The sequence below is a fragment of the Lysobacter sp. TY2-98 genome, assembly GCF_003367355.1.
Lineage (GTDB): Bacteria > Pseudomonadota > Gammaproteobacteria > Xanthomonadales > Xanthomonadaceae > Cognatilysobacter.
Map to the genome: position 1 here is coordinate 3047932 of NZ_CP031413.1, position 26442 is coordinate 3074373.

The 26442-nt window shown below is 69.5% G+C and carries 22 protein-coding genes and 1 pseudogene; 11 read left to right on the forward strand and 12 right to left on the reverse strand.

The window, feature by feature from the left end; translation table 11 throughout:
* The first annotated feature begins 101 nt into the window (after positions 1-101).
* The 4 genes from DWG18_RS14600 to DWG18_RS14615 all read left to right on the forward strand — a co-directional run bounded on the left by DWG18_RS14600 (position 102) and on the right by DWG18_RS14615 (position 7114).
* Positions 102-1493, forward strand: a complete 1392-nt coding sequence (locus DWG18_RS14600; RefSeq protein WP_240318669.1) for an MATE family efflux transporter — start codon at positions 102-104, stop codon at positions 1491-1493.
* Between the two features lie 68 nt (positions 1494-1561).
* Positions 1562-3454, forward strand: coding sequence for a signal peptide peptidase SppA (gene sppA, locus DWG18_RS14605; protein ID WP_115647865.1), 1893 nt, complete (start codon positions 1562-1564; stop codon positions 3452-3454).
* A 124-nt stretch (positions 3455-3578) separates the two neighbouring features.
* Complete coding sequence (locus tag DWG18_RS14610; protein WP_115647866.1) at positions 3579-6575, forward strand: ATP-binding protein; 2997 nt, start codon at positions 3579-3581, stop codon at positions 6573-6575.
* A gap of 128 nt (positions 6576-6703) precedes the next feature.
* Positions 6704-7114, forward strand: a complete 411-nt coding sequence (locus DWG18_RS14615) for a response regulator (RefSeq protein WP_162823879.1) — start codon at positions 6704-6706, stop codon at positions 7112-7114.
* Positions 7115-7126: 12 nt separating this feature from the next.
* On the opposite strand, the gene DWG18_RS14620 is transcribed toward DWG18_RS14615, so the two are convergent.
* The gene (locus tag DWG18_RS14620; protein WP_115647868.1) at positions 7127-7357 is read right to left on the reverse strand and encodes a hypothetical protein; all 231 of its coding nucleotides are present in this window, start codon (positions 7355-7357) and stop codon (positions 7127-7129) included.
* A gap of 67 nt (positions 7358-7424) precedes the next feature.
* On the opposite strand from DWG18_RS14620, the gene DWG18_RS14625 reads away from it, so the two are divergent.
* A complete protein-coding gene (locus DWG18_RS14625; RefSeq protein WP_115647869.1) occupies positions 7425-8204 on the forward strand; it encodes an SDR family oxidoreductase in 780 nt (259 codons plus the stop codon).
* Positions 8205-8426: 222 nt separating this feature from the next.
* Here the strand turns inward: DWG18_RS14625 and DWG18_RS15565 are convergent.
* Positions 8427-8582 (reverse strand): annotated as a pseudogene (locus DWG18_RS15565) (KGG domain-containing protein); the annotation flags it as partial.
* A gap of 354 nt (positions 8583-8936) precedes the next feature.
* Between DWG18_RS15565 and DWG18_RS14635 the strand changes: the two are divergent.
* The gene (locus DWG18_RS14635) at positions 8937-10880 is read left to right on the forward strand and encodes a PBP1A family penicillin-binding protein (RefSeq protein WP_205289372.1); all 1944 of its coding nucleotides are present in this window, start codon (positions 8937-8939) and stop codon (positions 10878-10880) included.
* A gap of 30 nt (positions 10881-10910) precedes the next feature.
* Here the strand turns inward: DWG18_RS14635 and DWG18_RS14640 are convergent, their stop codons facing one another.
* The 10 genes from DWG18_RS14640 to DWG18_RS14685 form a co-directional block, all read right to left on the reverse strand.
* Positions 10911-11528 (reverse strand): DUF4124 domain-containing protein, encoded by a 618-nt coding sequence (locus tag DWG18_RS14640; RefSeq protein ID WP_115647872.1) that lies wholly within the window; start codon positions 11526-11528, stop codon positions 10911-10913.
* A complete protein-coding gene (locus DWG18_RS14645) occupies positions 11525-12202 on the reverse strand; it encodes a DUF4124 domain-containing protein (protein ID WP_240318548.1) in 678 nt (225 codons plus the stop codon). Before DWG18_RS14645 ends, DWG18_RS14640 begins: the two co-directional genes overlap by 4 nt.
* 81 nt (positions 12203-12283) lie before the next feature.
* Positions 12284-12844: a Sua5/YciO/YrdC/YwlC family protein gene (locus DWG18_RS14650; protein ID WP_115647873.1), complete on the reverse strand. Its 561-nt coding sequence runs from the start codon at positions 12842-12844 to the stop codon at positions 12284-12286.
* Positions 12841-13299: a DUF4440 domain-containing protein gene (locus DWG18_RS14655; protein WP_205289373.1), complete on the reverse strand. Its 459-nt coding sequence runs from the start codon at positions 13297-13299 to the stop codon at positions 12841-12843. Before DWG18_RS14655 ends, DWG18_RS14650 begins: the two co-directional genes overlap by 4 nt.
* Before the next feature lie 13 nt (positions 13300-13312).
* On the reverse strand, positions 13313-15820 hold the full coding sequence (locus tag DWG18_RS14660; RefSeq protein ID WP_115647875.1) for a DNA topoisomerase I: 2508 nt from the start codon (positions 15818-15820) through the stop codon (positions 13313-13315).
* A 194-nt stretch (positions 15821-16014) separates the two neighbouring features.
* On the reverse strand, positions 16015-16968 hold the full coding sequence (locus DWG18_RS14665; RefSeq protein WP_115647876.1) for an RDD family protein: 954 nt from the start codon (positions 16966-16968) through the stop codon (positions 16015-16017).
* A complete protein-coding gene (locus DWG18_RS14670; protein ID WP_115647877.1) occupies positions 16965-17729 on the reverse strand; it encodes a GYF domain-containing protein in 765 nt (254 codons plus the stop codon). Before DWG18_RS14670 ends, DWG18_RS14665 begins: the two co-directional genes overlap by 4 nt.
* A 42-nt stretch (positions 17730-17771) precedes the next feature.
* Positions 17772-18260 carry a DUF494 family protein gene (locus tag DWG18_RS14675; protein ID WP_115647878.1) on the reverse strand — a complete coding sequence of 163 codons (489 nt, stop codon included), beginning with the start codon at positions 18258-18260 and terminating at the stop codon, positions 17772-17774.
* An 85-nt stretch (positions 18261-18345) separates the two neighbouring features.
* Positions 18346-19467 (reverse strand): DNA-processing protein DprA, encoded by a 1122-nt coding sequence (dprA, locus tag DWG18_RS14680; protein WP_115647879.1) that lies wholly within the window; start codon positions 19465-19467, stop codon positions 18346-18348.
* Between the two features lie 75 nt (positions 19468-19542).
* The gene (locus tag DWG18_RS14685; protein ID WP_115648220.1) at positions 19543-20673 is read right to left on the reverse strand and encodes a LysM domain-containing protein; all 1131 of its coding nucleotides are present in this window, start codon (positions 20671-20673) and stop codon (positions 19543-19545) included.
* Between the two features lie 210 nt (positions 20674-20883).
* On the opposite strand from DWG18_RS14685, the gene def reads away from it, so the two are divergent.
* The 5 genes from def to DWG18_RS14710 all read left to right on the forward strand — a co-directional run bounded on the left by def (position 20884) and on the right by DWG18_RS14710 (position 26442).
* Positions 20884-21390, forward strand: coding sequence for a peptide deformylase (def, locus tag DWG18_RS14690; RefSeq protein ID WP_115647880.1), 507 nt, complete (start codon positions 20884-20886; stop codon positions 21388-21390).
* A gap of 126 nt (positions 21391-21516) precedes the next feature.
* Positions 21517-22437: a methionyl-tRNA formyltransferase gene (gene fmt, locus DWG18_RS14695; RefSeq protein ID WP_115647881.1), complete on the forward strand. Its 921-nt coding sequence runs from the start codon at positions 21517-21519 to the stop codon at positions 22435-22437.
* A gap of 9 nt (positions 22438-22446) precedes the next feature.
* Positions 22447-23772 (forward strand): 16S rRNA (cytosine(967)-C(5))-methyltransferase RsmB, encoded by a 1326-nt coding sequence (rsmB, locus tag DWG18_RS14700; protein ID WP_115647882.1) that lies wholly within the window; start codon positions 22447-22449, stop codon positions 23770-23772.
* 34 nt (positions 23773-23806) lie between these two features.
* The gene (locus tag DWG18_RS14705; RefSeq protein ID WP_162823881.1) at positions 23807-25468 is read left to right on the forward strand and encodes a glycosyltransferase family 39 protein; all 1662 of its coding nucleotides are present in this window, start codon (positions 23807-23809) and stop codon (positions 25466-25468) included.
* Positions 25465-26442 carry a glycosyltransferase family 2 protein gene (locus tag DWG18_RS14710; protein ID WP_162823882.1) on the forward strand — a complete coding sequence of 326 codons (978 nt, stop codon included), beginning with the start codon at positions 25465-25467 and terminating at the stop codon, positions 26440-26442. The genes DWG18_RS14705 and DWG18_RS14710 overlap by 4 nt, the downstream gene beginning before the upstream one ends.

The window sequence follows — 26442 nt, forward strand, 5'->3', positions numbered from 1 at the left end:
CGTCGCGCATTGCAGCATGCGCGCGCGGTTTGCGCGACCTCGACGTGTCGCGCGGTAGCGGCGGAACCCGTCGCGGCCTACGATGGCCCGCCGCGTCCGGGATCGCCGTGTCCGCGCCCGCCCGTTTCCCGCACGAGATCCGCCGCACCGCGACGCTGGCCGCGCCGCTGGTCGCCGGCCATGTCTCGACCGGCCTGATCGGCTTCGTCGACAGCACCATTGCCGGGCGGCACGGCACGCTCACGCTGGCGTCGGTCGCGGTCGGCACCGGCCTGTTCTGGCTGCCGATGATGGTGCCGATGGGCACGCTGATGTCGATGCCGCCGTCCGTCTCGCATCTCGACGGCGCGGGCCGTCGCAGCGAGATCGGCCCTTTGTTTCGTCAGGCGCTGTGGCTCGCGTTCGCGCTGGGCCTGCTGATGTTCCTGTTCCTGACGTTCGTGCCGCTCGCGCTCGCGCCGTTCGGCATCGCGCCCGACATCATTCCCGGCGCGACCGCCTTCCTGCACGGCATCCGCTGGGGCGTGCCCGCGCTGACGTGCTACCTCGCGATGCGTTACTTGGCCGAAGGCCTGCACTGGACGCTGCCCACCATGCTGCTCGGCGGCGGCGGGCTCATCGTGCTGGTGCCGCTCGGCTACGTGCTGACCTTCGGCGCGTTCGGCCTGCCCGAGCTCGGCGCGGGCGGGCTGGGCATCGCGTCGTCGGTGATGATGTGGATGCAGGCGATCGCGTTCACCGTCGCCCATGCAAAAGCACCGCGCATGCGCGACATCCGCGTGTTCGCGCATTTCGACCCGCCGCGCTGGCCGGTCATCCGCGGCCTGCTCGCGAACGGCCTGCCGATCGGCGTCACCGTGCTGATGGAGGGCGGGCTGTTCATCGCGACCGCGCTGCTGATCGGCCGGCTCGGCCCGGTGCCGGCGGCGGCGCACCAGATCGCGATCAATGTCGCCAGCCTGTGTTTCATGGTGCCGCTGGCGGTGGCCGAGGCGACGACGGTGCGGGTCGGCCATGCGCTGGGCCGTCGCGATCCGGCCGGACTGCGGCGCGCCGCGCTCGCGGGCTACGTGATCGTGCTGCTGACGCAACTGATGTCCGCCATCGTGCTGCTCGCGGGCAACCACGCCCTGGTGCGGCTCTACACGCACGACGCGCAGGTGGCAGCGCTCGCGGCGTCCCTGCTGCTCTACGCCGCCGCGTTCCAGTTCCCCGACGGCGTGCAGGTGCTGTCGGCGGGCGCGCTGCGCGGGCTCAAGGACACGCGGGTGCCGATGGGGCTCGCGGCGTTCGCGTACTGGGGCGTGGGCATGCCGCTGGGCGCGACGCTGGGGCTCGGCCTGCTCGGCAATCCCCCATGGGGGCCGCGCGGCATGTGGGTGGGCCTGATCGCCGGCCTGACCGTGGCCGCGGTGCTGCTGGGCAGCCGCTTCGCGCGGTCCAGTCGCGCCGAACGGGTGACGCGGCTGGCGGCGGGCGAAACGGCCCGGTGACCTTCGGCGCATGACCCGTCACCGCCGGATCGGTACCCTGTCGCTGCATTTTTCCGAGACACCCCCTGATGAACTCGACCCGTCGCGGCCCCATCGCGAGCTTTTTCGTCGGCCTTTGGGACGTGATGAACTTCACGCGCCGGCTGATCGTCAACTTCGTCTTCTTCGGCCTGCTGATCCTGTTCTCGCTGCTGTTCATCGGCGCGGTGATCGGCGGCAACGCGCGTCCGATCCTGCTGCCGCGCACGACGCTGGTGATCGCGCCGCAGGCCACGCTGGTCGAGCAGTACACCAGCGATCCGCTGAGCCGCGCGTTCAACAAGAGCATGGGCGGCCGCAACGAGGAGCTGCAGCTGCGTGACGTGCTGCGTGCGCTCGACGCCGCGCAGCGCGACAAGAACATCGAACGCGTGCTGCTGCACGTCGACGACCTGCAGGGCGGCGGCATGGCCTCGCTGCGCGAAGTCGCCGCGGCGATCGCGCGACTGAAGGCCAGCGGCAAGCAGGTCGTGGCGTTCTCCGAGCAGATGGACCAGAAGCAGTACCTGCTCGCCGCGCAGGCGAACGAGGTCTATCTCGATCCGATGGGCCAGCTCACACTCGAAGGTCTTGCGCGCTATCGCCAGTACTTCCGCGAAGGCCTGCAGGACAAGCTCGGCGTCGACGTGCACTTGTTCAAGGTCGGCACGTACAAGTCGGCGGCCGAGCCGTACGTGCTCGACGCCGCGTCGCCGGCGTCGAAGGAAGCCGACCTGTTCTGGATGAACGACGTGTGGCAGCGCTACCTCGGCGACATCGCCAAGGCGCGCAAGCTCGACGTCGCCACGCTCACCAACGACGTCAACAACCTGCCGCAGGGCGTGGCGTCGGTGCAGGGCGATCTCGCCCAGCTCGCGTTGAACCAGCATCTCGTCGATGGCCTGAAGACGCGCCAGCAGGTGTGGGACCTCATGCGCGAGCGCGGCGAAGCCGACGACGACGCGACCGGCGGCTTCCGCCGCATCGACCTCGACGACTACATCGCGCATCTCGACAAGGGCCTCGAAGGCGTGGTGCCGGAGAAGCACGTCGCGGTCGTGGTGGCCGAAGGCGAGATCACCGGCGGCGATGCGCCCCCGGGCAAGGTCGGCGGCGACTCCGCCAGCGAGCTGCTGCGCCAGGCGCACGACGACGACAACGTCGCCGCGGTCGTGCTGCGCGTGAACTCGCCGGGCGGCGAAGTGTTCGCCTCCGAGCAGATCCGTCGCGAAGTCGAGCGCCTGAAGAAGGACGGCAAGCCGGTCGTTGTGTCGATGGGCGACGTGGCCGCATCGGGCGGCTACTGGATCTCGATGAACGCCGATCGCATCTACGCCGACCCGTCGACGATCACCGGTTCCATCGGCATCTTCGGCGTGATCCCGACGTTCTCGCGCGCGCTGGAGAAGATCGGCGTGCACACCGACGGCGTCGGCACGTCGCCGTATGCCGGTGCATTCGACCTCACGCGTCCGCTCGACCCGCAGGTCGGCACGGTGATCCAGACCGTGATCGAGAAGGGTTACCGCGACTTCACCGGGCGCGTCGCCAAGGCACGTGGTCGCACGGTCGAACAGATCGATGCGATCGCGCAGGGCCGCGTGTGGAGCGGTGCGCAGGGCAAGGAGCGCGGCATCGTCGACGCCATGGGCGGTCTGCAGGATGCGCTCGACGACGCGGCCGCACGCGCCAAGCTCGGCAAGCGCGGCGAGTACGACGTGCGCTACATCGAGAAGATCCCGACGCCGTTCGAGAAGTTCTTCCCCGGCCTCGCCCAGAGCCGCATCGGCATGGGCATGCTGCGCGAGTCCGACATGGCGCGCGCGCTGCTGGTGAAGACGGCACCGCAGGCCGCGCGCGACCTGCAGTTCCTCGAGGCCTCGGCGAACGATCGCCGCGGCGCGCCGGTCAAGGCGGTGGCGTACTGCTTCTGCGGGCTCTGACTCGCAACGCATTGCGACAGGGGCGGCTTCGGCCGCCCTTGTCGTTTCGGATGCGATGAAGGCAGCGACATGACGTTGAAGGACCGGCGGCTATAGTGGCCCGCCTCCGTCCGGTTGCTTCCGCATGTCCGAGGATTCCCGTCCGCAAACCGACGCCGCTGCACGTTCGCTGCACCGGCTCGCGTTTCTTGCACGGGCGGGCGAACAGCTGGCGGCATCGCTCGATTACGCCACGACGCTGGGTGGCGTCGCGCGTCTCGCGATTCCGGAGCTCGGCGACTTCTGCGTGGTCGACGTGGTCGAGGGCGAGCGCCTGCATCGCGTCGCGGCCGAACACGTGCGTGCCGACAAGCAGCCACTGGTGCGTGCACTCACGCAGGCCAATCCGGATCCTGCGGCGTCGCCCGCACCTGCGGGGCGCGTGCTCGCGAGCGGGATGACCGAACGCATCGAGGTGCTGACGGCCGAATCGCTCGCCTCGCATACGCACAGCGACGCGCACCTGCAGCTGGTCAAGGACATCGGCATCCGGTCCAGCCTGGCGGTGCCGATGATCGCGCATGGTCGCGTCATCGGCGTGATGTCGCTGGGCGTCACCGAATCGGATCGTCGCTACGACGCCGAGGACCAGCTGCTCGCCGAGGAGCTCGCTCGCCGCGCGGCGCTGGCCGTCGAGAACGCACGCCTGTACCGCTCGTTGCAGGACGAACTGCAGCGACGCGAACGTGCCGAGTCCGAGCTGCGCCTGTCCGAGCAGCGCTTCCGCGCGATCATGGAGCAGTCGCCGCTGTCGACGCAGCGCTTCGCGCCGGACGGCCGCACCATCGGCGTCAACGAGGCGTTTACCCGGCTCTGGGGTCTCTCGTTCGACGCACTCGCGCAGTACAACGTGCTCGAGGATCCGCAGCTCGAGGAAAAGGGCATCGCGCCGCTGCTGCGTCGCGCTTTCGAGGGCACGCCGACCGCACTGCCGGCGATCGTCTACGACGTGCACCGCACGCTGCCCGAGCTGAGCACGTACGAGGACGCGACGCGCTGGATCACCGCCTACGCGTATCCCGTGCGCGACGACGCTGGCGTCATCCGCGAAGTCGTGCTGGTGCACAACGACGTCACCGATGCGCGGCGCGCGGAGGCGCGACTGCTGCGCAGCGAGGAGCGCCTCAACGAGGTGCTCATCGCCGGCGGCCTGCTGACCTGGGACTGGGACATGGCGACCGGGCGCGTGGAGTGCTCGGGCAATGCGCGCGAATTCTTCGGCATGGAAGTGGGCCAGCGCGACGACTTCATGCGCACCATCCATCCCGACGATCTGCCGCTGCTGCTCGGGGTTTCCCGCGCAGCCATCGAGACCGGCGAGTTCCGGGCGATCGAATACCGCCTGCGCACCAGCAACGGGCGCGAGCGCTGGGTGCAGACGCGCGGGCAGGTCGAATTCAACGGAAACGGCGAGCCCGTGCGCATGTTCGGCATAACCGTCGAGGTGACCGAGCGCCACCGCGCCGAGGCGGCCACGCGCCTGCTCGCGGATGCGGGCGAGGCGCTGGGTGCGTCGCTCGACTACGCCACCACGCTCGACAATCTCGCGCGCATCGTCGTGCCGCAGGTGGCCGACTGGTTCGCGGTCGACCTGATCACCGACGACGGTGAACTCGAACGCGTCGCGGTCTATCACCCCGATCCCGAACGCGTCGCGATCGCCAACGAGTTCTTCCGCCGCTATCCACCGCGTCGCGGTGCCGGCGGGGCGTGGAACGTGATCGAGACGCGCCGGCCCGAGTGGGCCAGCGAGATTCCCGAACAGCTCATCATCGACAACGCGGTCGACGCCGAGCAGGCGCGCATGCTGATCAACCTGCAGCTGCGCTCGTACATCCTCGTGCCGCTGATCGCACGCGACACCGTGATCGGCGTGCTCACGCTGGTCTACGCCGAAAGCCAGCGTCGCTACGAAGCACCCGATGTCGCATTCGCGCTCGATCTCGCGCGCCGCGCCGCCATCGCGGTCGACAACGCGCGCCTGCACCTGCAGTTGCAGGACGAGCACCGGCGCAAGGATGAATTCCTCGCCACGCTCGCGCACGAGCTGCGCAATCCCCTCGCGCCGCTGCGCACCGGCCTCGCGCTGCTGCAGGCCACCGATGATCCGGCGACCGCGGTACGCGCCCGCACCGTCATGGAGCGCCAGCTCGGCCACATGGTGCGGTTGATCGACGACCTTCTGGATCTCTCGCGTGTCACCCGCGGTGCGATCGCGCTGCAGCGTCGGCGCGTCGCCGTCGGCGACGTCATCACCAGCGCGCTGGAAGCCAGTCGCCCGCTGCTCGATGCGGCCGGCCTCACGCTTGCGGTCGATATCGACGATGCCGACACGCCGCTGGATGCCGATGACACACGCCTGGCGCAGGTGCTGACCAACCTGCTCAACAACGCCGCGAAGTTCACGCCCGCCGGCGGACGCGTGGAGGTGCGCGTGCGTCGCGCGGGCGCGAACGTTGGCATCGAAGTCGTCGACACCGGCATCGGCCTCGCGCCGCTGCAGATCGACCGCATCTTCGAGATGTTCGAGCGCGGCGAGGGGTCGGAGGTGCACGGCGGCCTCGGCATCGGGTTGACGCTCGCGCGCCGCCTCGCCGAACTGCACGGCGGTCGCCTGCACGCCGAAAGCGACGGCCCCGGGCGCGGCAGCCGGTTCGTGCTCGACCTGCCCGTTGCGAGCGCCGCGCAGCGCGACACGACGACGCCGGCGATCGATACGCGCAGTCGCGGCGGTCGCCGCGTGCTCGTCGTCGACGACAACACCGATGCGGCGCTCATGCTCGCCGCGCTGCTCGAACTCGATGGGCACGACGTGCGCAGCGCGGGCAGCGGCGACGACGCGCTCGCGGTGGTGGACGACTTCGTGCCCGACATCGCTTTCCTGGATCTCGGCATGCCGGGCATGAGCGGTTTCGAACTGGCCGGTCGCCTGCGCGCGGATCCGCGCACGGCGACGACGCGACTCATCGCGCTCACCGGCTGGGGACGCGACGAGGATCGCGACCGCACGCAGGCCGCGGGTTTTGACGCGCACCTCACCAAACCGGTCGACCCCGCGGCACTGCTCGGGTTGCTCGCCTGAGCTGAACGCTTCGCGCTGGAGTCTGTTCGGGCGCTGAACACGAACGAGCTCAACCGGCGCGTTTCACGCCTGCTATGGCGGCTGCCCGGGACAGTGGAGGCCAATCCGAACCGCGCCTCACCTTTCTCATGGACTCGAGCAGCCCCGGCAAGGCCATTCTCATCGTCGAGGACAATCCCGACATCCGCGACACCTTCCGCACGCTGTTCGAGCTGGAAGGTTTCGACGTGCAACTCGCCGCCAACGGCGAGGATGCGCTCGCCAGCCTCGCGCGCAGCGACGAGGCGCCGTGCCTGATCCTGCTCGACCTCTCGATGCCGGTGATGGACGGCTGGGAGTTCCTGGACGTGCTGCGGTCACGCGAGCAGGGTGCGGAGATTCCCGTCACGGTGCTGAGCGCGAACGTCGACGCCAATGTCTCGCGTGACCTGCGCACGCGCTATGGCTGTCGCGTGCTGCCGAAGCCGGCGTCGGTCGACACGTTGCTCGATGTGGTGCGCAGCTATCAGCACGCGGGGCCGGGCCCGACCCTGCACTGACGCGGCGTGGTGTTACTGGCCTGACGTCGCCGCCTCGATCTCCGCGTCCTGCGCCTTGCTCGCCGCTTCCGCGTCGGCCTGCACGTTGTGCGCGCGATCGATGGGCTTGTGGATCTCGCGCGACAGTTCGTCGTGACGTTCGGCGGCCTGCGGCTCGACGGGCTTGTCCTTGTCGGGCACCGCGGGCTTCGAGCACGCGGCGAGCAGGGCGAGGGCGACGACGGCGGACAACGCTCGGGTCATGACGATCTCCAGCGGACGGGGCGCGTCCGTCGACGGCTATCCTACGCGCCAGCCCGACGGAGGACGCATGGACGATCGACGCTGGAGACTCGACGGCCAACTGGCTCTCGTTACCGGTGGCAGCGCCGGCATCGGTCGCGCGATCGCGGCCGAGCTGCTCGGCTTCGGCGCCGACGTGATGCTCGCCGCACGCGATGGCGACGCGCTCGAAACCGCACGCGCGGAACTCGCCGACGACTTTCCTGAGCGCCTGGTCATGGCGTTCACTGCGGACGTCGGCGTCGAGGAGCAGCGTCGCGAACTGCTGGACTGGGTCGAGGACCAGGGCGAAGGCCAGCTCGACATCCTCGTCAACAACGCCGGCGGCAACCTCAGCAAGCCGGCGACGGACTATGCCGACGACGAGTGGCGGCAGATCTTCGAAGTCAACCTGTTCTCCGCGTTCGAGCTCTCGCGCTATGCGCATCCGCTGCTCACGCGCCATGCGCAGTCGAGCATCGTCAACGTCGGCAGTGTCTCGGGGCTCACCGCGGTGCGCACCGGCGCGCCCTACGGCATGGCCAAGGCCGCGCTGCACCAGATGACGAAGAATCTCGCGATCGAATGGGCGGAGGACGGCGTACGGGTCAACGCGGTCGCGCCCTGGTACATCCGCACGCGGCGCACGTCGACCAAGCTCGCCGATCCCGACTACCTCGACGACGTGCTGCTGCGTACGCCACTCGGCCGGGTGGGCGAACCGGAGGAAGTGGCCGCGGCGGTCGCGTTCTTCTGCTTGCCCGCCGCCGCGTACGTCACCGGCGAATGCATCGCGGTAGACGGCGGGTTTTTGCGCTACGGGTTTTGAGTCCCGCAGAAACACGAAAAGCGCCCACGAAGGGCGCTCTCCGGTCTGCGCTGCGAGGCGCGATCAGGTCATGTCGCGGCCACCGGCGTTCATGCCGCCCGAGAGCGACGACGAACCACCGCGGTTCGACGAGAACTGGCCCTGGTTGTCGCGCGAGGATGCGGACGACTCGTTGGCGTTGTTCGCATTGTTGGCGTTGTTGCGACGGTTGCCACCGCCGGACGCCTCGCCGCCCTTGCGGCCGATCGCCGCCATGTGTTCGCGGTCCTGACTCACCGCTTCACCGCCCTTGCGGGCAATCTCACGCTGTTCGCGCGGATCCATCGCCGCGAAACCGCGATTGCTACGGCCTGTATTGGTGCCGTCGTTGTTGGCCATGTCCAAAGCTCCTTGTCTGCGATCTGGGTCGCGTGGGGGAAAGGGTCTTCGTCTCCGGATCGCGGCGGACAGCCACGACCCGCGACCGATCCTAGGCACACGGCCGTTAGCAGGCGGCTTTGGCATGGTGAAAGCGGAGCTAACGCAGTTCAGCTGTTTCAGTGTTGGCGGTGCACGCCGCGCATGTGAAGACGCGCCCGGATCCGCATCTCCACCTGTCGCGATCACGCACGCGGTGGTACACCGTCGGCCATGCTGAAGACGCCTCATGACGGCACCGGCGACACGCCGGGCCCGCACGCCGCAACACCGCCTTCCTCCCTTACTTCACTTCCTTTCCTGCAGCGACGCGTCGTGCGCACGGGTCTCATCGCGCTCGCGGTGCTCGCGCTCGTGGTCGCCTGGGTGACGTGGCGTCTCCCGCTGGATCGCGCGCTTCAACCGCTTCCGGACCCCACGCTGGTGCTGCTGGATCGCAACGGCGTGGCATTCGCGCGACGCGGCGCCGTGAAGGAAGCCCCGGTCGACGCCCGCACGTTGCCCCCGCACGTGACCGGCGCGCTGATCGCGATCGAGGATCGGCGCTTCTATCACCACTTCGGCATCGACCCGCGCGGCGTCGCGCGAGCGCTGGTCAGCAACTGGCATGCGGGCGGCGTGCGCCAGGGCGGCAGCACGATCACGCAGCAACTCGCCAAGACGGCGTTCCTCGAGCCCGACCGCACGATCCGCCGCAAGGTGCGTGAGGCGCTGATCGCGCTCTACCTCGAAGCGCGTCTCAGCAAGCCGGAGATCCTGTCGCGCTACCTGAGCTCGATCTACTACGGCGACGGCGTTTACGGCCTGCGCGGCGCGGCGCACCATTACTTCGGCAAGGAGCCCGAGCAGCTCGCGCTGGGCGAGGCGGCGATGCTCGCCGGGCTGGTGAAGGCGCCAAGCGCGCTGTCGCCCACGCACGACCGCAAGGCCGCGCTCAAGCGCATGCGGGTGGTGCTCGCGGCGATGGTCGATGCCGGCGTCATCACGAAGAAGCAGGCGAAGGCGGTGCGCGACCCGCGCGTCCTCCCATCGACCGAACGCCTGACCGGCGGCACCTGGTTCGCCGACTGGGTGTCGTCGCAGGCGCGCGAGGCGTTCGACGCCGACTATGGCGAGATCCGCGTGCACACCACGCTGGACGCACGCATGCAGAAGCTGGCGACGCGCGTCGTGCAGCACTGGCTCGCGGGCGAGGGGCGGCGCGTCGGCGCGACCCAGGCGGCGCTGGTCGCGCTGCGTCCGAACGGCGAGGTGATGGCGCTGGTCGGCGGTCGCGACTACGCGCAGAGTCAGTTCGACCGCGCCACGCAGGCGCGTCGCCAACCGGGCTCGGCCTTCAAGCTGTTCACCTATTACGCCGCCCTGCGCAGCGGTGCGACGCCGGACACGCTGGTCGACGACTCGCCGATAACGCTCGGCAAATGGTCGCCATCGAACTACGACGGCCACTATTCAGGGCCGATCCCCCTCCGCGATGCGCTCGCGAAGTCGAGCAACGTCGCCGCGGTGCGGCTGGTCGAGCGGGTCGGGCCGGACGCCGTGGTGCAGGCCGCGCGCGACCTCGGCGTCACCAGCCCGCTGGGGCGCGACCCCTCCATCGCGCTCGGCACCTACGAGGTGACACTGCTCGAGCTGACATCGGCCTACGCCGCGTTCGCGCAGGGCGCCGCGCCGGTCACTCCGCACGGGTTGCCGGGCGCGGCCGTGGCACCGTCGACGCCGCTGGATCCGACCCTGCGCGCGGAGATGCTCGACATGCTCTGGCAGGTCGTGCAGCGCGGCACCGGCCGGGCGGCGCGCCTGGGCATGCCGACTTTCGGCAAGACCGGCACCACGCAGGAACACCGCGACGCGCTGTTCGTCGGCATGGCGGCCGATCTGGTCGTCGGCGTCTGGGTCGGCAACGACGACGGCACGCCCATGCGCGGCGTCACCGGCGGCGCGATGCCCGCGCGCATGTGGCGCGACTTCATGAGCAGCGCGGTGAAGCTCGCCCCGGCCGGCGGGGCGCTGCAGGCGCCGGTCGTCGCGCCGCCGCCGGCTCGACCGATGCCCGAGCCGGACGACGAATCGATGCTGGGCGGCGAGGGCGACGTGCTGCCCGCGCCCATCGACGAGAACGCACCGGAGGATCTCACCGCCCCCGAAGCGACCGAACCGCCGCCGGTCGAGGAGCCGCCGCCCGGACCGCCTGCGGCCGAGCCGTCGCCGGAAACGGCGCCGCCCCCCGAGACGCCGCCGCAGGACGACGGCGGGTAATAGCGGCGGGTCGGAATTGGACCAGGGCGCTCAGCGCCCGCAGACGGTCTGCGCGGTCATCGCGTCCACGTGGGCGAGCTCCGCGCGGGCCTGTTCGACCTGTTCCGGCGCGAACGTCAGCGCCTGCTCGGCCTTGCGGCGGCGCTCGGCCCAGGCGGCGCAGCGTTCGGCCTCCGGCACGGCTTCGCAGTGGTCGTCGACGACTTCGCAGGCTTCGGCGTTGGTCGGCGTCCGGCCGTCCAGCCCGACCGCCGTCAGCGGCGCGCAGTGCGCGCTCTGCTCGGTCTCGCTGTAGTAGCGCCGGGCGTCCGCGGTCAGGCAGACGTAGAGCGCAGGCGCCGGCAGGAGCGCCGCCGCGGCCGCGGGTGCGGGCGTCGTTGCGCCGGTCTCCCCCATCGGCTGCACCGCGGCAACGGGCACGACCGGCGTCACCGGGGCGGGCGCTGGCGCGAGGACCGGACGCGCGGGCGTCGACGTCGGCGTCTCGACGACACGCTTCTGTTCCTTGCTGCCCTTGGGACACTTGCTGCCGTTCTGGATCGTGACCTGGCCGTCCGCACCCACGCAGCGATAGATCACGACGGTGGGGGCAGCGACGGCGAAACCCGTGGCGACGGCCAACAGCACCAACACGACAGCCGACTTCATCCGCATTCCTCTCCAAGTCGCGCATCGAGACTGCGCTGTTCGTGTTCGATCGCGTCGCGATCGCCCTGCAGCGCACTGAACCAGCGCCGATCCAGCGCTTCGCGACGATCCTGCATGCGCGCACAGACTTCCGCCGGCGGCAGGCTGTGGCAGACGTCGCGGATCCAGCTGCCGCCGGGCACCGTCGCATACGTCATGCCCGTGCCGATCGCGACACCGCTGCCGCCACGCACCGGCATTGGACCCCGATGCGGCATCGGCCGCGGCGGTACGCCGACCACGATCGGATAACCCAGCGTCCACAGCGGCACCCAACGCGGATTGCCCTCGCCGTTTTCGCTGGTATAGACGTCGCCATCCGGCGTGGTGCATTCGAACAGCGGACGCGGCGCAGTGCGATACACGACCGTCGTCGGCGCGACGTTGACCGCGGGCGGTGCGGAGGGTGCACGCGCGGTCGTAACGGTCCGGCCGGGCGGCGGATCGGTGGGGCGCGCCATCGTGCGTACTTCCTGGCGTTCACCGGCGCGGCAGGGCGAATCGCGCAGCGCGAGGTGGCCACTCGCATTCGTGCAGCGGTAGACGGTGATCGTGCTCGATGCCCGGGGCGGCGCGGCCGCGGACGGCGCCACCGCGAAACCGATCATCAGCAGGAGCGCGGCGCGTTGCGACATGCGCGCATCTTGCGCCGGCACACGTGACGCCGCGCGCCGTCCGGCGGCGGCTGTCGGCCCCGATTCAGGCGCGGATGACGCTCACTCGCGTAGTAGCTCGCCGGTGTGCGCGTCGCGGATCGACGTCGGCACGTTCCGGCCTCCGGTCTCGCCCTCGCACACGCCATCGAGCAGGGCGATCAATGCGGGCGACAACCCGGCGCGATCACGCGCGGGCGGCTGTCCGGTGAGATTGGCGCTGGTCGATACCAGCGGCCCGCCGAGCTGCGCGCACAGCGCGGCCACCAGCGGATGTGCACTCGCGCGCACGGCGATCGATCCACGTCCCCCGGTCACCCACGACGGCGCGGCTGGCGAGGCGGGAACCACCCAGGTGTGCGGTCCGGGCCAGCTCGCCAGCACGCGATCGCGCGCCTCGGGCGCGAGCGCGGTCCAGTCGACCACCGCGTCGAACTGCGCGGCGTCCGCACCGACCAGGATCAGTCCCTTCTCGACCGGGCGACGCTTGATCGCGAGCAGGCGATGCACGGCCTCGCCGTCGAACGGAATGCAGCCGATGCCCCACACGCCTTCCGTGGGATAGGCGATCACGCCCCCGCGGATGAGCACGGCGACCGCGGTTGCGATGTTGAGTTCGCTCATCGCGCCGCCTCGCGCCAGGCGACAGCGTCGCCGTCCTGCCAAAGCACCGCAGCGATGCGCCAGCCGTCGGCGGTGCGCGCGAGCTGCAGCGACTTCGCGCCTTCGCCGTCGATGGCGACGCCGTCGCGGCGGCCCTGCTTGCGATAGCGCGACAGCCGCGTCGCGATGCCATCGGCGACGAACGTACGCGACTGCGTTTCCCATTCGTGGAAGTCGAGGAGCGTGCCGTCGGCGAGCCAGCGGCGTCGTGGCGCGAGGAATTCGTCGAGCGACATCGTCGCGACAGCATCGCCATCGCGACGCACGATCACCGCGTCGCGCGCGAAAACGGCATGCGGTGTATCGAGCTCCGGTGACAGACCCGCGCGATTGTCGAAAAGTGCATAGAACGCGGCGACCACCGCATCGATCGCGACGACCTCGTCGGAGGTCATCGCATCACGGGTGGGCACCATCGCGTCCATCGCCTCAGAACGGCGCGTCGTCGGAGGCGGCCGCCTTTTTCACGACGGTCTTCTTCGTCGCCTTCTTGGCCGCCGTCTTCTTCGTGGCCTTCTTCGTGGTCGACTTCTTCGCAGCGGTCTTCTTCACCGCCTTGGTCGCCGCCTTCTTCGCCGGTGCATCCGACGCGGCCCTGGTCTTCTTCGCAGCCACCTTCTTCGTGGCCTTCTTGGCGAAGCGCGCACGCATCGGCTTGCCGGTGGCTTCCAGCATCTGCTGCGCTTCGACGAGCGACAGCGACGCCGGATCGCGATCCTTCGGAATACGACCGTTCAACTTGCCGTCGGACAGATACGGCCCGAAGCGCCCGTTGAGCACCTGCACGTCGTAACCGTCCCACTGCTTGATGATGCGGTTGCGTGCGATCTCTTCCTTCTGCTCGATCAGCTCGACCGCGCGCTCGAAGCCGATCGCGTACGGATCGTCTTCCTTCGCCAGCGACGCATAAGTCGCGCCGCGCTTGGCGAACGCACCGAAGCGACCGATGCCGACCGTCACCTTCTCGCCGTTGCTCTCGCCCAGGTCGCGCGGCAGCTTGAACAGCTCCAGCGCATCGTCGAACGAGATCGAATAGATGCTCTGGCCCGGTCGCAACGACGCGAACTGCGGTTTGTCCTCGTCCTCGCTGGTGCCGATCTGCACCAGCGGCCCGAAGCGACCGATGCGCGCGCTGACTTCGCGTCCGGACTTCGGATCGGTGCCGAGCACGCGCACGCTGCCCGCGTCGGTGCGATCGATGTTGTCCTTCTTGTCGTCGACCAGTTCCTTGAACGATTTCCAGAACCGCTCCATCAGCGGCACCCAGTCTTCCTCGCCGCGGCTCACCGCATCGAGTTCGTCCTCGAGCTTGGCCGTGAAGTCGTAGTCGACGTAGCGCGTGAAGTGCGCGGTGAGGAACTTGCCGACCGCGCGACCGACGTCGGTGGGACGGAACCGGCGGTTCTCGAGTTCGACGTACTTGCGCGCCAGCAGCGTGCCGATGATCGACGCATACGTCGACGGACGCCCGATGCCGTATTCCTCCAGCGCCTTCACCAGCGAGGCTTCGGAAAAGCGCGGCGGCGGCTCGGTGAAGTGCTGGTCGGCAACGACCTGCGCGAGCGGAATGCGGTCGCCCGTCTTCATCGCCGGCAGCTTGCGGCCTTCCTCGTCGTCCTCCGCACTCTTGGTGTCCTTGCCTTCTTCGTAGACAGCGAGGAAGCCCGGATCGACGACCGTCGTGCCCGACACGCGGAACGAGTGTTCGCTGCCCGCGGCGAGATCGACGCTCACCGTGTTCAACGTCGCCGGCACCATCTGCGACGCGACGGCGCGCTTCCAGATCAGCTCGTACAGGCGACGCTCGTCGTCGGGCAGGTACTTCGCGACCGACGCCGGCGTGCGCAGCGCGGAACTCGGACGGATCGCCTCGTGCGCTTCCTGCGCGTTCTTCGACTTGGTCGTGTAGACGTTCGGCTTGTCCGGTACCGCGCGCGTTCCGAAATCGCGCGCGATCACGTCGCGGATCTCGACGATCGCGTCCTGCGACAGGTTCACCGAGTCGGTACGCATGTACGTGATCAGGCCGACCGTGCCTTCCTCGCCGATCGCCAGGCCCTCGTACAGCTTCTGCGCGACCTGCATGGTGCGGCGCGTGGTGAAACCGAGCTTGCGCGCGGCCTCCTGCTGCAGCGTCGAGGTGATGAACGGCGGCGACGGACGACGCTTGCGTTCCTTGCTGGTCACGTCGGTGACCTGCAGCATGCCGTTCGCGTCGCGCTTGATGCGATCGCGCGCGCCGTGCGCATCGGTCTCGTTGGTCAGCGTGAACTGCTCGACCTTCTTGCCGTCGAGCTTGGTCAGCTTGGCGGTGAACGGCTGCGACGGATGCGTCGCTTCCGCTTCGATCGTCCAGTACTCGCGTGCGATGAAGGCTTCGATCTCCTCCTCGCGCTCGACGATCATGCGCAGCGCCGGCGACTGCACGCGGCCCGCGGACAGGCCGCGCTGCACCTTACGCCACAGCACCGGCGAGAGGTTGAAGCCGACGAGGTAGTCGAGCGCGCGACGCGCCTGCTGCGCATCGACCAGCGGCTCGGCGATCGCGCGGGGCTTGGTCATCGCTTCCTTGATCGCGCGCGGCGTGATCTCGGTGAACACGACGCGTTCGAGCGAGCGGTTCTTCAGCAGGCCGCGTTCTTTCAGGATCTCGGCGATGTGCCAGCTGATCGCCTCGCCCTCGCGGTCCGGGTCGGTCGCGAGATACAGGTGCTCGGCACCTTTCGCCGCCTTGGCGATCGCATCGACGTGCTTCTCGTTCTTGTCGATGAGCTCGTAGCGCATCGCGAAGCCGTGCTCGGGGTCGACCGCGCCTTCCTTCGGGACGAGGTCACGGACATGGCCGTAGGAGGCGAGGACGGTGAAGTCCTTGCCGAGGTACTTGTTGATCGTCTTGGCCTTGGCGGGCGACTCGACGATGAGGAGGTTCTTGGCCATGGCGGCGCTCCGTGGGGCGGGCGGCCCGGGACTCCCGTCGCGCGAGGGTCCGCGCGGGGCGAGAGGACAGCGTGAAAAACCGGGGCGTGGAAGCGGCGACGCCCGCGGACGGGTCCGCGGGCGTGCCGATTCTCTATATCTAGTGTCATCACGCACCGGCCACGGCTGTCAAGCCGGACCGGTGGGACGGGGCGTTAGTGGGCGCCGGCGCTGGCCATCGCGGCGATGAATACGCCGATCAGCGCGAAGTAGCCGACGATCGCCAACAGAGACAGCACCATGATCACGATGGTCACCACACCCAGTTCGCGACGCTGGCGTTCGGGGTGATTCGTGAAGGCCCATTTGTCGACGACGAGGGTGCTGCAGATCATGTCGTGCAGCGCGCGCTTGCGGTCGGTGAAACCGGCCATGACGAAGCCGATGAACAGGATCAGCGTCGACAGGATCATCGCGAAATAGCGGCCGAAACCGCGCCAGAACGAGATATGCCCGCCGCGGTCGTCGGTGAGCTTGATTCCGATCGCCATCTTGCCGAGCGTCGCCTGGTTGGCCGACGCGTGGAAAAAGCCGAAATACGCGGCCTGGAGCAGCAGTGGCGTCACGTACATCGCGATCAGGCCGATGATGCCGCCGGTCGTACCGAACGCCTCCGTCGGGTTGCTCTGCAGGGCCGCCATGCCGCCGAAGACGACGCCGGCGACCACCATCTGCACGATGAAACCCACGATGCCGACGATGAAGCTGTCGATGATGTAGGCCGAATAGCGCTTCCAGAACCCGGCATACACCACTTCCCCGTCATGCACGATGGCCGCATGGCTGCTGAGGCTTGCGGCTGGCGCGGCGTAGGGCGAGGCTGGCGACGTCACGCGCTCGACGACCTCGTAGGGATTGCGCCCGCCGCCATCGTCCGCGACTGCGAACGTCGCGCGCGGCGGAGCCGGCGGCGCGACGCCCACGGCGGCCGCGCCCGCGCCGATCACCTCGGCCATCACGTCGCGCCACGGCTTCCATTCGGGCATGCCCTCGCGCCAGACCAGCACCTCCGGCGCGAGCTGGCCGTTGGCGTGGAGCTGCGCCAGATCGTCACTGCCGACCGGACCGAGACGGTTCCGCTGGGCGTCGCTGTAATACCAGGTGCTCATGGCGTGGGCTCCGAATCGGGCTTGCAGGCGGCGCGGCGATAACGCGGGGGCAGGTCGCCGCCGGTGCAGTCCCACGGGCCCGACGGGGCGGTGGGTGCAGCGAAGACGACCGTCTTGCCATCGATCTGCGGCTTGGGGTCGCGCACGGTGATCTGGAAGGCGCAGCGGCCGTCCTGCAGGTGGCCGAAGTCGAGATTCGCGCCGTCGGCGACACCGGCTTCCTGCGCATCGTTCGGGCAACGGCCGAGTCGCTGATGCGCTTCGGTGACCTGCACTTCGATCGCTGCCGCGCGCATGTCGACCTGCTGTGCGACCTTGGAACGCACGACGTAGTCGTTGTACGCCGGGATCGCGATCGCGGCGAGGATGCCGATCATCGGTACCGCCAGTACGCCGACGACGATCAAGGCGATCAGGCACCCGGACATACCCTGCTTCTGCGGCGGCGCGGACCGGTAGGCAGTCGCGCCTGCACGCGCGGCGTGGGCGGAGTTGTAGCCATTCGAGGCGCCTGCATACGGCGTGGCACCGACGCCAGCTGCGGGGCCCGGTGGCAACGGCGGCGGCAGGCTCGCATCGGGCTTCACCGACAACAGGTCGAGCTCGTCGGCAACCTGCGCAAGCGGTTGCCATTCGCGCAGGCCTTCGCGCCAGACGAGCGTGTCCTGTTGGATGCGTCGATCGCGGTAACGCGCGCGCAGTTCGTCAGCCGACAGCGGGCCGACGCGACCCTGTCCCGGGTCGTGATAGAACCAATCCAAGGTATCCCCCGATACGTTCGCGGCCCTCCCCAGGGCCCGCGGCTAATGTACCGGTTCGGGCTCGTCGTCGAACATCTGCGTCTGCATCCAGGCGTACGCCGCCTCGCTGCCGGGCTGGTTGAACAGCACCATCAGCACGACCCACTTGAGGTCGTCGAGATCGATCGCGTCCTGCTCCAGTGCGAGCGCACGATCGAGCACGAGCTCGCGCTGCCCGGCGTCGACGACGCCGTGCTGCTCGAGGAACATCAGGAACCCGCGCGACTCGGCGTCGAGCTTCTCAAGCTCGGGCCCCGCGTACACGCGCACCGGCCCATTGGCGCGCGCCGGCTGCGCGACGGGGCGCGCCCGCGCGAGTTCGTCGAGCCAGTCGAAGGCCTTGTTGATCTCCGCCGGCGAGAAGCCCGCTTCCGTCAGCTCGCCGAGCAGGGCGCTGCTCTGCAGGGCATCGGGTCCGCCCGGCAGGACGGTGTCGTCGTCGAGGACGTGTTCGAAGAGGTAGAGCAGTACGTCGAGGATGTTTTCTTTCATGTCCCTCGGCCTGCGTCGCCTGGGCGACGCGGTGGGTCCGGAACCCCTATGCACGGGACCCGCAGAGGCCGGTTCGCGGTGCCGCCTACGCGACCCGGAAGAACCGACCGTGCTGCTGGGCCACGCGACCCTCCAGCTCCATGACGAGCAGCATGGAGGACAGCCGGGAGGGCGTCAATCCGGTGCGCTCGATGAGCCGGTCCATATCCGTGGGGTCGAAGCCGAGCGTTTTCCACAACAGATCGTGGTCGGATCCCTGCGGATAGCCGTGGTCGCTGGGCGGCGATTCAGGGTCTGTGACCACGTCCGCATCGAGCGCGACGCGATGCGCGGCGGCCTGTGCCCCGGCAGCGTCACCGAGTGCCTCGATGACGTCGCCGGGCGATTGCACCAGGGTGGCGCCGTCGCGGATCAGCCGATGACAGCCCCGGGCCAGCGGATTGCGGATCGAGCCGGGGATGGCGAAGACCTCACGGCCCGCATCGGCGGCAAGGCGCGCGGTGATCATGGCGCCTGAGCGCTCCGCCGCCTCGACCACGACCGTGCCGAGGCACAGCGCGGCCAGCAGGCGGTTGCGGCTGGGGAAATGCTCCTTGCGCGGGCCGGTGCCGGGCAGGTGCTCGCTGACCAGCACCCCGCACTCGGCGATGCGCGCGTGCAGCGATGTGTTCGACCGCGGATAGACCACGTCGGGACCGGTGCCGAGGACCGCGACCGTCGCGCCACCGACGTCTAGGGTGGCGACGTGTGCCGCCGCATCGATCCCCGCGGCCAGCCCGCTGCCGACGACGAAGCCGGCGCGCGCGAACGCACGCGCGAATTCCGCCGCATGTTCGCGGCCGCCCGGCGTGGGGCCGCGGCTGCCGACCACCGCGATCGCCGGGCGCCACAGCAGCGACGCGTCGCCCGCAACGAACAGCGCGAGCGGTGGGCTGGCCGCGTTGCGCAGGGCGGGCGGATAGTCGGGATCGGTCCAGCCGACGATGCGCTGATGGGGTTCGGCGAGCCACGCGCTGATCGCATCGAGCATGGACCCCTGCGGGCGTCGCAGCGTCGCGATCTGCGCCTCGCTCAAGCCGTGCGCTGTCCATCTTGCGGAGTCGGCGATTGCATGCGATGCCGTCGTCGCCGCTTCCAGCAGCGCACGCCGCGGCGCAAGGGGGCCGCCGGCGGCGACGAGGGTGGCGAGAGCGAGCGCGTCGTGCATCCCGCCAGCGTCGCCCTGAAACGACGACGGCGCCCTCAGGCGCCGTCGTGAACTGCTGTCGGAATTCTCCGAACGTTACTGCGTGGCGTCCGGATGCTTCAGTTCCTGACCGATCGCGGTCGGCCGGATGCCGTCCATGACCAGTGCGTAGCTGACCTTCTCGAAAGTGCGGAACACCATCACGTGGCTGGCGAACTCGTCCGGCAGGCGGACGTGATCACCGCGCGGGATGGTCTCTTCGCCGCGCTCGTCACCGACCAGCACGCGATCCGGCGTGAGGCTGCCGACGCGCCAGGTCGAGAAGACCGTGCCGTTGTCGATGCCGTCGCGCGAGCCGACCGACAGCGCGACGACGTCGCGCGGACCGCCATGGCTGACCTCGTCGGCCACCGCGAGCACCTGCGCGCGGCCGTACTCGAACTGCGCCTTCGGCGGGTGCGGGAAGAACTGCAGGTCGTACTCCTGCGCCGCGACCGGGATCAGGCGATCGCCGGCGCGCACTTCGCGGCCGACGCCATCGAGCACGAGCGTGGCGGTATCGACACCGCCACCGGCCGCGCGGCTGACCGTACCGGTCGCCAGCTGGCGCAGCTCGTAGCCGAGCAGCTCGCTGCCCTTGTCCGGCAGCACCGCCGACGTCCAGTAGTTCTCGAAGTCGATCAGATGATCGCCGCGGAAATCCAGGTCGTCCTTGTGCATCAGGTCGCAGCAGACGGTGCGGTCGAGGTGCGTGTAACGCACGGTCGGACGCACGACGGCCCAGCGCTGGCCCGGCTGCGCGTCGACACCGCGGATGTAGACGACCTGCTTGCCGACGGCGCGCAGATGGTCTTCCTCGATGCCCACCACGTAGGGCATGCCCTCGACGCTGTCGACGACGCGCAGGTTCTTGAGGAACGGTTCGACCTCGGCCAGCGGCACGCCGGTGATCGGCGCATCGGTGCGCGCGCCCGGCTGGACGGCGACACGGTCGAGATAGGCGAGCGAGATCACGTCACCCGGATAGATCAGGTGCGGATTGCGGATCTGCGGATTCGCCTGCCAGATCTCCGGCCACAGCCAGGGCTTCGCGAGGAAGCGACCCGCAATGTCCCACAGCGTGTCGCCACGCTTGACGGTGTAGGTGTCCGGATGGTCCGCCGATACAGCTGCGGCGGCAACGGTCAGCAGCGCGGCGGCAGCGACCGCGCGGAAGTTCTTCATCATGGCCATGGACCTGATTCCCCAGCAGGCGGAGCAGCCCCTTCCTTGAAGGGCGCTGGCACTATAGCCCACGCCGCCGCGACGGATGCAATGCCCGCGGAGCGGTAGAATGGCGTCCCGTCCTGCGGTTGTGACGGTGACCCCCATTTCCCGCGCGTCGACACACGACTGCGCTGCGTCGCCCGAACCGCCGGCGACGCCCCGGACTCCGCCATGGCCCTTCTCGAAATCCTCGAATTCCCCGATCCCCGCCTGCGCACGGTCGCCAAGCCCGTCGAGCCGGCCGAGGTCACCTCGCCTGCGTTCCAGAAGCGTCTCGACGACATGTTCGAGACGATGTACGAGGCGCCCGGCATCGGCCTGGCCGCCAGCCAGGTCGACGTCCACCAGCGCTTCATGGTCATCGACCTGTCCGAAGACCGCTCGGCGCCGCTGGTGTTCGTGAACCCGGAAATCCTGGAGCGCGACGGCGAGCAGGTCTATCAGGAAGGCTGCCTGTCGGTGCCGGACATCTTTGCCGACGTGACGCGCGCCAACTGGATCAAGGTGCGGGCGATCGGCCGCGACGGCCAGCCGTTCGAGATGGAAACCGACGGCCTGCTCGCGGTCTGCATCCAGCACGAGATGGACCACCTCGCCGGCAAGCTGTTCGTCGACTACCTCTCGCCGCTCAAGCGCGAGATGGTGCGCAAGAAGCTGGCCAAGCGTAAGCGCGCCTGAGAGCGTGGCGCGGCATCGGTCGCGCCCGCCGAGTTGCATGACCGACATACGAGACGCCGCGATCGTGGCGGCTCCGTCGCAGCGCGGTCGTTATCCTCCGCCGTCCCCCCTATTGCCACGACCCGCATGAGAATCGTCTTCGCCGGCACGCCCGAGTTCGCCGTTCCCGCCCTGCGCGCCGCCGCGCAGCGCGGTGAGGTGGTCGCCGTCTATACGCAGCCGGACCGTCCGGCGGGTCGCGGCCGCGAGCTGACGCCGTCGCCGGTCAAGAAAGAAGCGCTGCTGCGCGGCATTCCGGTGCTGCAGCCGGAGAACTTCAAAGCGGCGGTCTCGAAGGACGCGCTGCGCGCACTGCAGCCCGACGTGATGATCGTGGTCGCCTACGGCCTGATCCTGCCGCAGTCGGTACTCGACATCCCCCAGTACGGATGCTGGAACGTGCACGGGTCGCTGCTTCCACGCTGGCGCGGCGCCGCGCCGATCCAGCGCGCCATCGAAGCGGGTGACAGCGAAACCGGCGTCTGCCTGATGCAGATGGAAAGGGGTCTCGACACCGGCCCGGTGCTGCTTTCGCAGTCGATCCTGATCGGCGCCGATGAGACCGGCGGCCAGCTGCACGATCGTCTTGCCGAGCTCGGTGCGCAGGTGCTGCGCGACGGGCTCGGTCTGCTGCGCGCGGGCATGCGGCCGGTGCCGCAGCCGCAGCCGGAGGTCGGCGTCACCTACGCGCACAAGCTCGACAAGAGCGAAGCGAAGCTCGACTGGTCGCAGCCGGCGCAACTGCTCGCGAACAAGGTGCGCGCGTTCAATCCGTGGCCGATGGCCGAAGCGACGATCGCCGGCGAGCGCGTACGCCTGCACGGTGCGGTCGCGCTTTCCGAATCGACCTCCGCCGCACCGGGCACGCTGTTGCGCGCAGGACGCGAGGGTCTCGACATCGCCTCGGGTGACGGCGTGCTCCGCGTGCGCGTGCTGCAGCGCGAAGGTGGACGTGCGATCACCGCGGCCGATTTCCTCAACGCCCGCCAGGATCTGCGCGTCGCCTGACGCGCGTCCATGGCCGCACGCGACACCGTTTCCAAGAACGCGCCGGGCGTCGCGCCGCGCCTCGCCGCCGCACGCGTGCTCGATGCGGTGCTGCATCGGCATCGTTCGCTGCGTGCCGAACTGGGTCCCGCGCTGTCGACCCTCGCGGATCCTCGCGACCGCGCCCTGACCGAAGCGATCGTGCTCGCCGTGCTGCGCGCGCCGTCGCGTTATGGCGCCGCGCTCGATGCGTGGATGCCGAAACCGCTTCCGCGCCGCGACAGTGCGGTGCGCGCGCTGCTGATGGTCGGCCTGGCGCAGCTCGACCCGCTCGCGCTGCCGGCGCACGCGGCGGTCGCGGCGACGGTCGACGCCATGCGCGCGAGCGGGCAGGCGCATCGCGCGGGTCTCACCAACGCTCTTTTGCGACGCGCACAACGCGATGGCATCCCGACGGGCGATCCACGCGCGCACTGGCCGGACTGGCTGCGCACGCGCATCGAAGCGGACTGGCCGCACGACGTCGACGCGCTCTTCGACGCCAGCGCACAGATGCCGCCGATGTGGCTGCGTGTGAATCGTCAACGCATGGCGCGCGACGACTACCTCGCGCAACTCGCCGTGCTCGACATCGAAGCACTCGCGGACGAGGTGTTGCCGAATGCGTTGCGTCTGGCGCACGCGGTGCCCGTGGCGACGCTGCCGGGTTTCGATGCGGGCGTCGTCACCGTGCAGGACGCGTCCGCGCAGGCCGTCGCCGATGCACTCGCGCCGCCACCGGGCGCACGCGTGCTCGATGCCTGCGCCGCGCCGGGCGGCAAGACCACGCATTTGCTCGAGCGCGACGCCTCGCTCTCGGTCACCGCCCTCGATGTCGATGAGAAACGGCTGGCGCAGGTCGACAAGGCGATGCAGCGCCTCGGTTTCGACGGGCGCGCGCGCCTGATCAGCGCGGATGCGTCCGACGTCTCGGCGTGGTGGGACGGCGCGCCGTTCGATGCGGTGCTGCTCGACGCGCCGTGTTCGGCCACCGGCATCGTGCGACGCCAGCCCGACGTCGTTCTGCATCGTCGTGAGAGCGATCTCGACGCCTTGGTGGCGTTGCAGGCGAGGCTGCTCGACGCTTTGTGGACCACCGTCGCGCCCGGCGGAACGATGTTGTACGCGACGTGCTCGATCCTGCGCGACGAGAACGAACGTCAGGTCGAGGCATTCCTGAAGCGCGCACCCGATGCCATCGCCGAGCCGCTGGACGCGCGCTTCGGCCGCGAGAGCGGTGCAGGCCGCCAGGTGCTGCCCGGCGAGCGTGGTCGCGACGGATTCTTCTACGCGCGCCTCGCCAAGCGCGCCGCCTGACGGCGCGATGCGGCGTCGCCCGTATCATCGCCCGATGCTCAAGGCTGCCGAATCCCGCGAACGCTGGCTGTTCTGGCTCGTCGCCCTGCTCGTGCTCGGCGCGGGGCTCGGCCTGCGCGACCCGTGGCCTGCCGACGAACCACGTTTCGCGCTGGTCGCGAAGCAGATGGTGGACAGCCACCAGTGGTTGTTCCCGATGCGCGGCAACGAGCTCTATGCCGACAAGCCGCCGCTTTTCATGTGGCTGCAGGCGGTCGCGCTGACGCTGGTCGGCAACCTGCGCGTCGCGTTCCTGCTGCCGTCGTTGCTCGCCTCGCTCGGCACGTTGGCGCTCGTGCGCGATCTTGGTGCGCGCCTGTACGACCGTCGCGCCGGCGCCTGCGCCGCGTGGGCGCTGCTCTTCACCTTCGCCTTCACCTTCCAGGCGCGGCGCGCGCAGATCGATCCGCTCCTCGTGTTCTGGGTGACGCTGTCGATGTACGGCCTGATGCGCCACCTCGTGCGCGGACCCGACCTGCGCATGTGGTACCTCGGCTGGTTCGCCGCGGGACTCGGCGTCATCACCAAGGGCGTCGGCGTGATCGCGCTGCTGGTGCTGATCCCCGCCGCGGTGCTGCATGCGCGCGGCTGGCTGCAGGTCGGCGCGCAGGGCTGGCGACGTCCGGCGACATGGCTCGGCCCGCTGCTGTTGCTGTTGCCGATCGCGCTGTGGCTCGCACCGATGCTGTGGACGGTCGAGCACAGTCAGGATCCCGCGCTGCGCGACTACACCGATAACATCCTGTTGCGCCAGACCGCCAAGCGTTACGCCGATCCGTGGCATCACCGCCAGCCGATCTGGTACTTCCTCGTCGTCATCCTCACGCAGTGGTTGCCGGCGCTGCTCGCCCTGCCGTGGATGTGGCGCGGCTGGCGCGATGCACTGCGCGCGCGCGACGGCCGGCTCGCGCTGCTGCTCGCCTGGGTCGCGCTCGTCGTCGTGTTCTTCAGCCTCAGCGCGGGCAAGCGCGAGGTCTACATCCTGCCGGCCTTGCCGATGTTCTGCGTCGCGCTGGGTGCGTGGCTGCCCGACGCGATCGAGCACACGAACGCACGCCGCTTCGCGTTCGCGCTTGCGACTGCGCTGGTGGTCGCCGTGGGCGTCGCTGGCGCACTGGTCGTGTTCGGGCATCCGGGCTTCGAGCAACGTCTCGACGAAGCGCGCGGTCTCGTTGGCGGGGCGGATGCGCTCGGCTGGGTGATGCTTGCGGTCGCGATGTGGGGGATCGCGATGCTTCTCGCCTTCGGCGTGCGACGTGGTGTCACCGCGCTGCTCGGCACTCTCACCGGGCTGTGGCTGCTGGTCGGCCTCGCTGCGCAGCCCTTGCTCAACGACGCCAGTTCCGCCCGCGGCCTCATGCAGCGCGCCGCGGCGTCGATGCGGCCCAGCGACGAACTCGCGCTGGTCGCGTGGAAGGAGCAGAACCTGCTGATGGCCGACCGTCCCGCGCGCACGTTCGGCTTCACCCGTGATGTCGCGGGGCAATTGCACGACGCGCTCGCGTGGCAGCACCTCGACCCGACGCGGCGCTGGATCCTGATGGAAGACGACGCGCTCGTTCCCTGCATCGATCGCCGGCACGCGATTTTCGTCGGCCACAGCAACCGTCGCGAGTGGTGGCTGGTGCCGGCGTCCGCGCAGGACTGCCTGCGGTGACGACGGGCACGCCGTGGCTGAGCGTGCTGATCCCGGCGCGCAACGTCGCGCGCTGGTTGCCGGAGTCGCTGGATTCGATCCTGTCGCAGGCCGATGCAGGCGTCGAACTCGTACTGCTGGACGATGCATCGACCGACGACACCGGCCGGATCGCGCGTGACTACGCGACACGCGATCCGCGCATTCGCGCGCTGCACAACGCGACGGCCGTTGGTGTCGCGACGGGGCGCAATCGGCTGCTCGACGAAGCACGCGGTGACTACTGCTGGTTCGTGGATTCGGACGACGCGCTCGCGCGGGGCGCCATCGCCGCCTTGCGCGCGGTCGTCACGACATCGGCGCCGGATCTCGTCCTTTGCGATTACCGCACGCTGCACGCATCGGGTGGCCTCCATCCCGGCGACTGGCGCCGCCGCAGCACGTTCGAGGGTGGTGCCAACCAACTCGCCACGCCGGAATCGCGCTTGACCGGCCTGCTGCTCGCGGGCCAGCTGCACGTGTGGTCGAAGATCGCGACGCGGGCGTGCTGGTCACGCATCCGATTCGACGACGGCCGCGTGTTCGAGGACGTGGCGCCCAGTCTCGACCTGGCGATCTACGCCTCGACCACTCTGCGTGCGCCGCTGGGCTGGGTGCGCTACCGCCAGCGCGACAGCAGCCTGGTGCACACGATCGACGCGCGCACGCTGCACGACCGGCTGCACTCGCTCGACCAGGTCGCCGAGCGCACTGCGCAGGCACAGACGCGCGAGCTCATGCTCGCATCCGCCTATTACCGGGCGCGCGGATTCGCCTGGCTGGCCCGTCGCCTCGACGAAAGCGCGGCCGACGCATCCTTGCGGGACGCGGCCCGTCGTGCGTTCGATCGTCACTTTCCCGATCGCGGCGCCGGCATGCTCACGGCATGCCGCGTGCGCGGATGGCACCTGCGCGCACGACGCCTCGCCCGTGATCTTGCGCCGCTGCGCAGTTAG

Excerpts from the sequence above, each read along its gene's own strand:
- sppA (WP_115647865.1), top strand. The coding sequence starts at position 1,562 with ATGAACTCGACCCGTCGCGGCCCCATCGCGAGCTTTTTCGTCGGCCTT.
- DWG18_RS14610 (WP_115647866.1), top strand. The coding sequence starts at position 3,579 with ATGTCCGAGGATTCCCGTCCGCAAACCGACGCCGCTGCACGTTCGCTG.
- DWG18_RS14615 (WP_162823879.1), top strand. The coding sequence starts at position 6,704 with ATGGACTCGAGCAGCCCCGGCAAGGCCATTCTCATCGTCGAGGACAAT.
- DWG18_RS14620 (WP_115647868.1), bottom strand. The coding sequence starts at position 7,357 with ATGACCCGAGCGTTGTCCGCCGTCGTCGCCCTCGCCCTGCTCGCCGCG.
- DWG18_RS14625 (WP_115647869.1), top strand. The coding sequence starts at position 7,425 with ATGGACGATCGACGCTGGAGACTCGACGGCCAACTGGCTCTCGTTACC.
- DWG18_RS14640 (WP_115647872.1), bottom strand. The coding sequence starts at position 11,528 with ATGAAGTCGGCTGTCGTGTTGGTGCTGTTGGCCGTCGCCACGGGTTTC.
- DWG18_RS14645 (WP_240318548.1), bottom strand. The coding sequence starts at position 12,202 with ATGTCGCAACGCGCCGCGCTCCTGCTGATGATCGGTTTCGCGGTGGCG.
- DWG18_RS14650 (WP_115647873.1), bottom strand. The coding sequence starts at position 12,844 with ATGAGCGAACTCAACATCGCAACCGCGGTCGCCGTGCTCATCCGCGGG.
- DWG18_RS14655 (WP_205289373.1), bottom strand. The coding sequence starts at position 13,299 with ATGGTGCCCACCCGTGATGCGATGACCTCCGACGAGGTCGTCGCGATC.
- DWG18_RS14660 (WP_115647875.1), bottom strand. The coding sequence starts at position 15,820 with ATGGCCAAGAACCTCCTCATCGTCGAGTCGCCCGCCAAGGCCAAGACG.
- DWG18_RS14665 (WP_115647876.1), bottom strand. The coding sequence starts at position 16,968 with ATGAGCACCTGGTATTACAGCGACGCCCAGCGGAACCGTCTCGGTCCG.
- DWG18_RS14675 (WP_115647878.1), bottom strand. The coding sequence starts at position 18,260 with ATGAAAGAAAACATCCTCGACGTACTGCTCTACCTCTTCGAACACGTC.
- dprA (WP_115647879.1), bottom strand. The coding sequence starts at position 19,467 with ATGCACGACGCGCTCGCTCTCGCCACCCTCGTCGCCGCCGGCGGCCCC.
- DWG18_RS14685 (WP_115648220.1), bottom strand. The coding sequence starts at position 20,673 with ATGATGAAGAACTTCCGCGCGGTCGCTGCCGCCGCGCTGCTGACCGTT.
- def (WP_115647880.1), top strand. The coding sequence starts at position 20,884 with ATGGCCCTTCTCGAAATCCTCGAATTCCCCGATCCCCGCCTGCGCACG.
- fmt (WP_115647881.1), top strand. The coding sequence starts at position 21,517 with ATGAGAATCGTCTTCGCCGGCACGCCCGAGTTCGCCGTTCCCGCCCTG.
- rsmB (WP_115647882.1), top strand. The coding sequence starts at position 22,447 with ATGGCCGCACGCGACACCGTTTCCAAGAACGCGCCGGGCGTCGCGCCG.
- DWG18_RS14705 (WP_162823881.1), top strand. The coding sequence starts at position 23,807 with ATGCTCAAGGCTGCCGAATCCCGCGAACGCTGGCTGTTCTGGCTCGTC.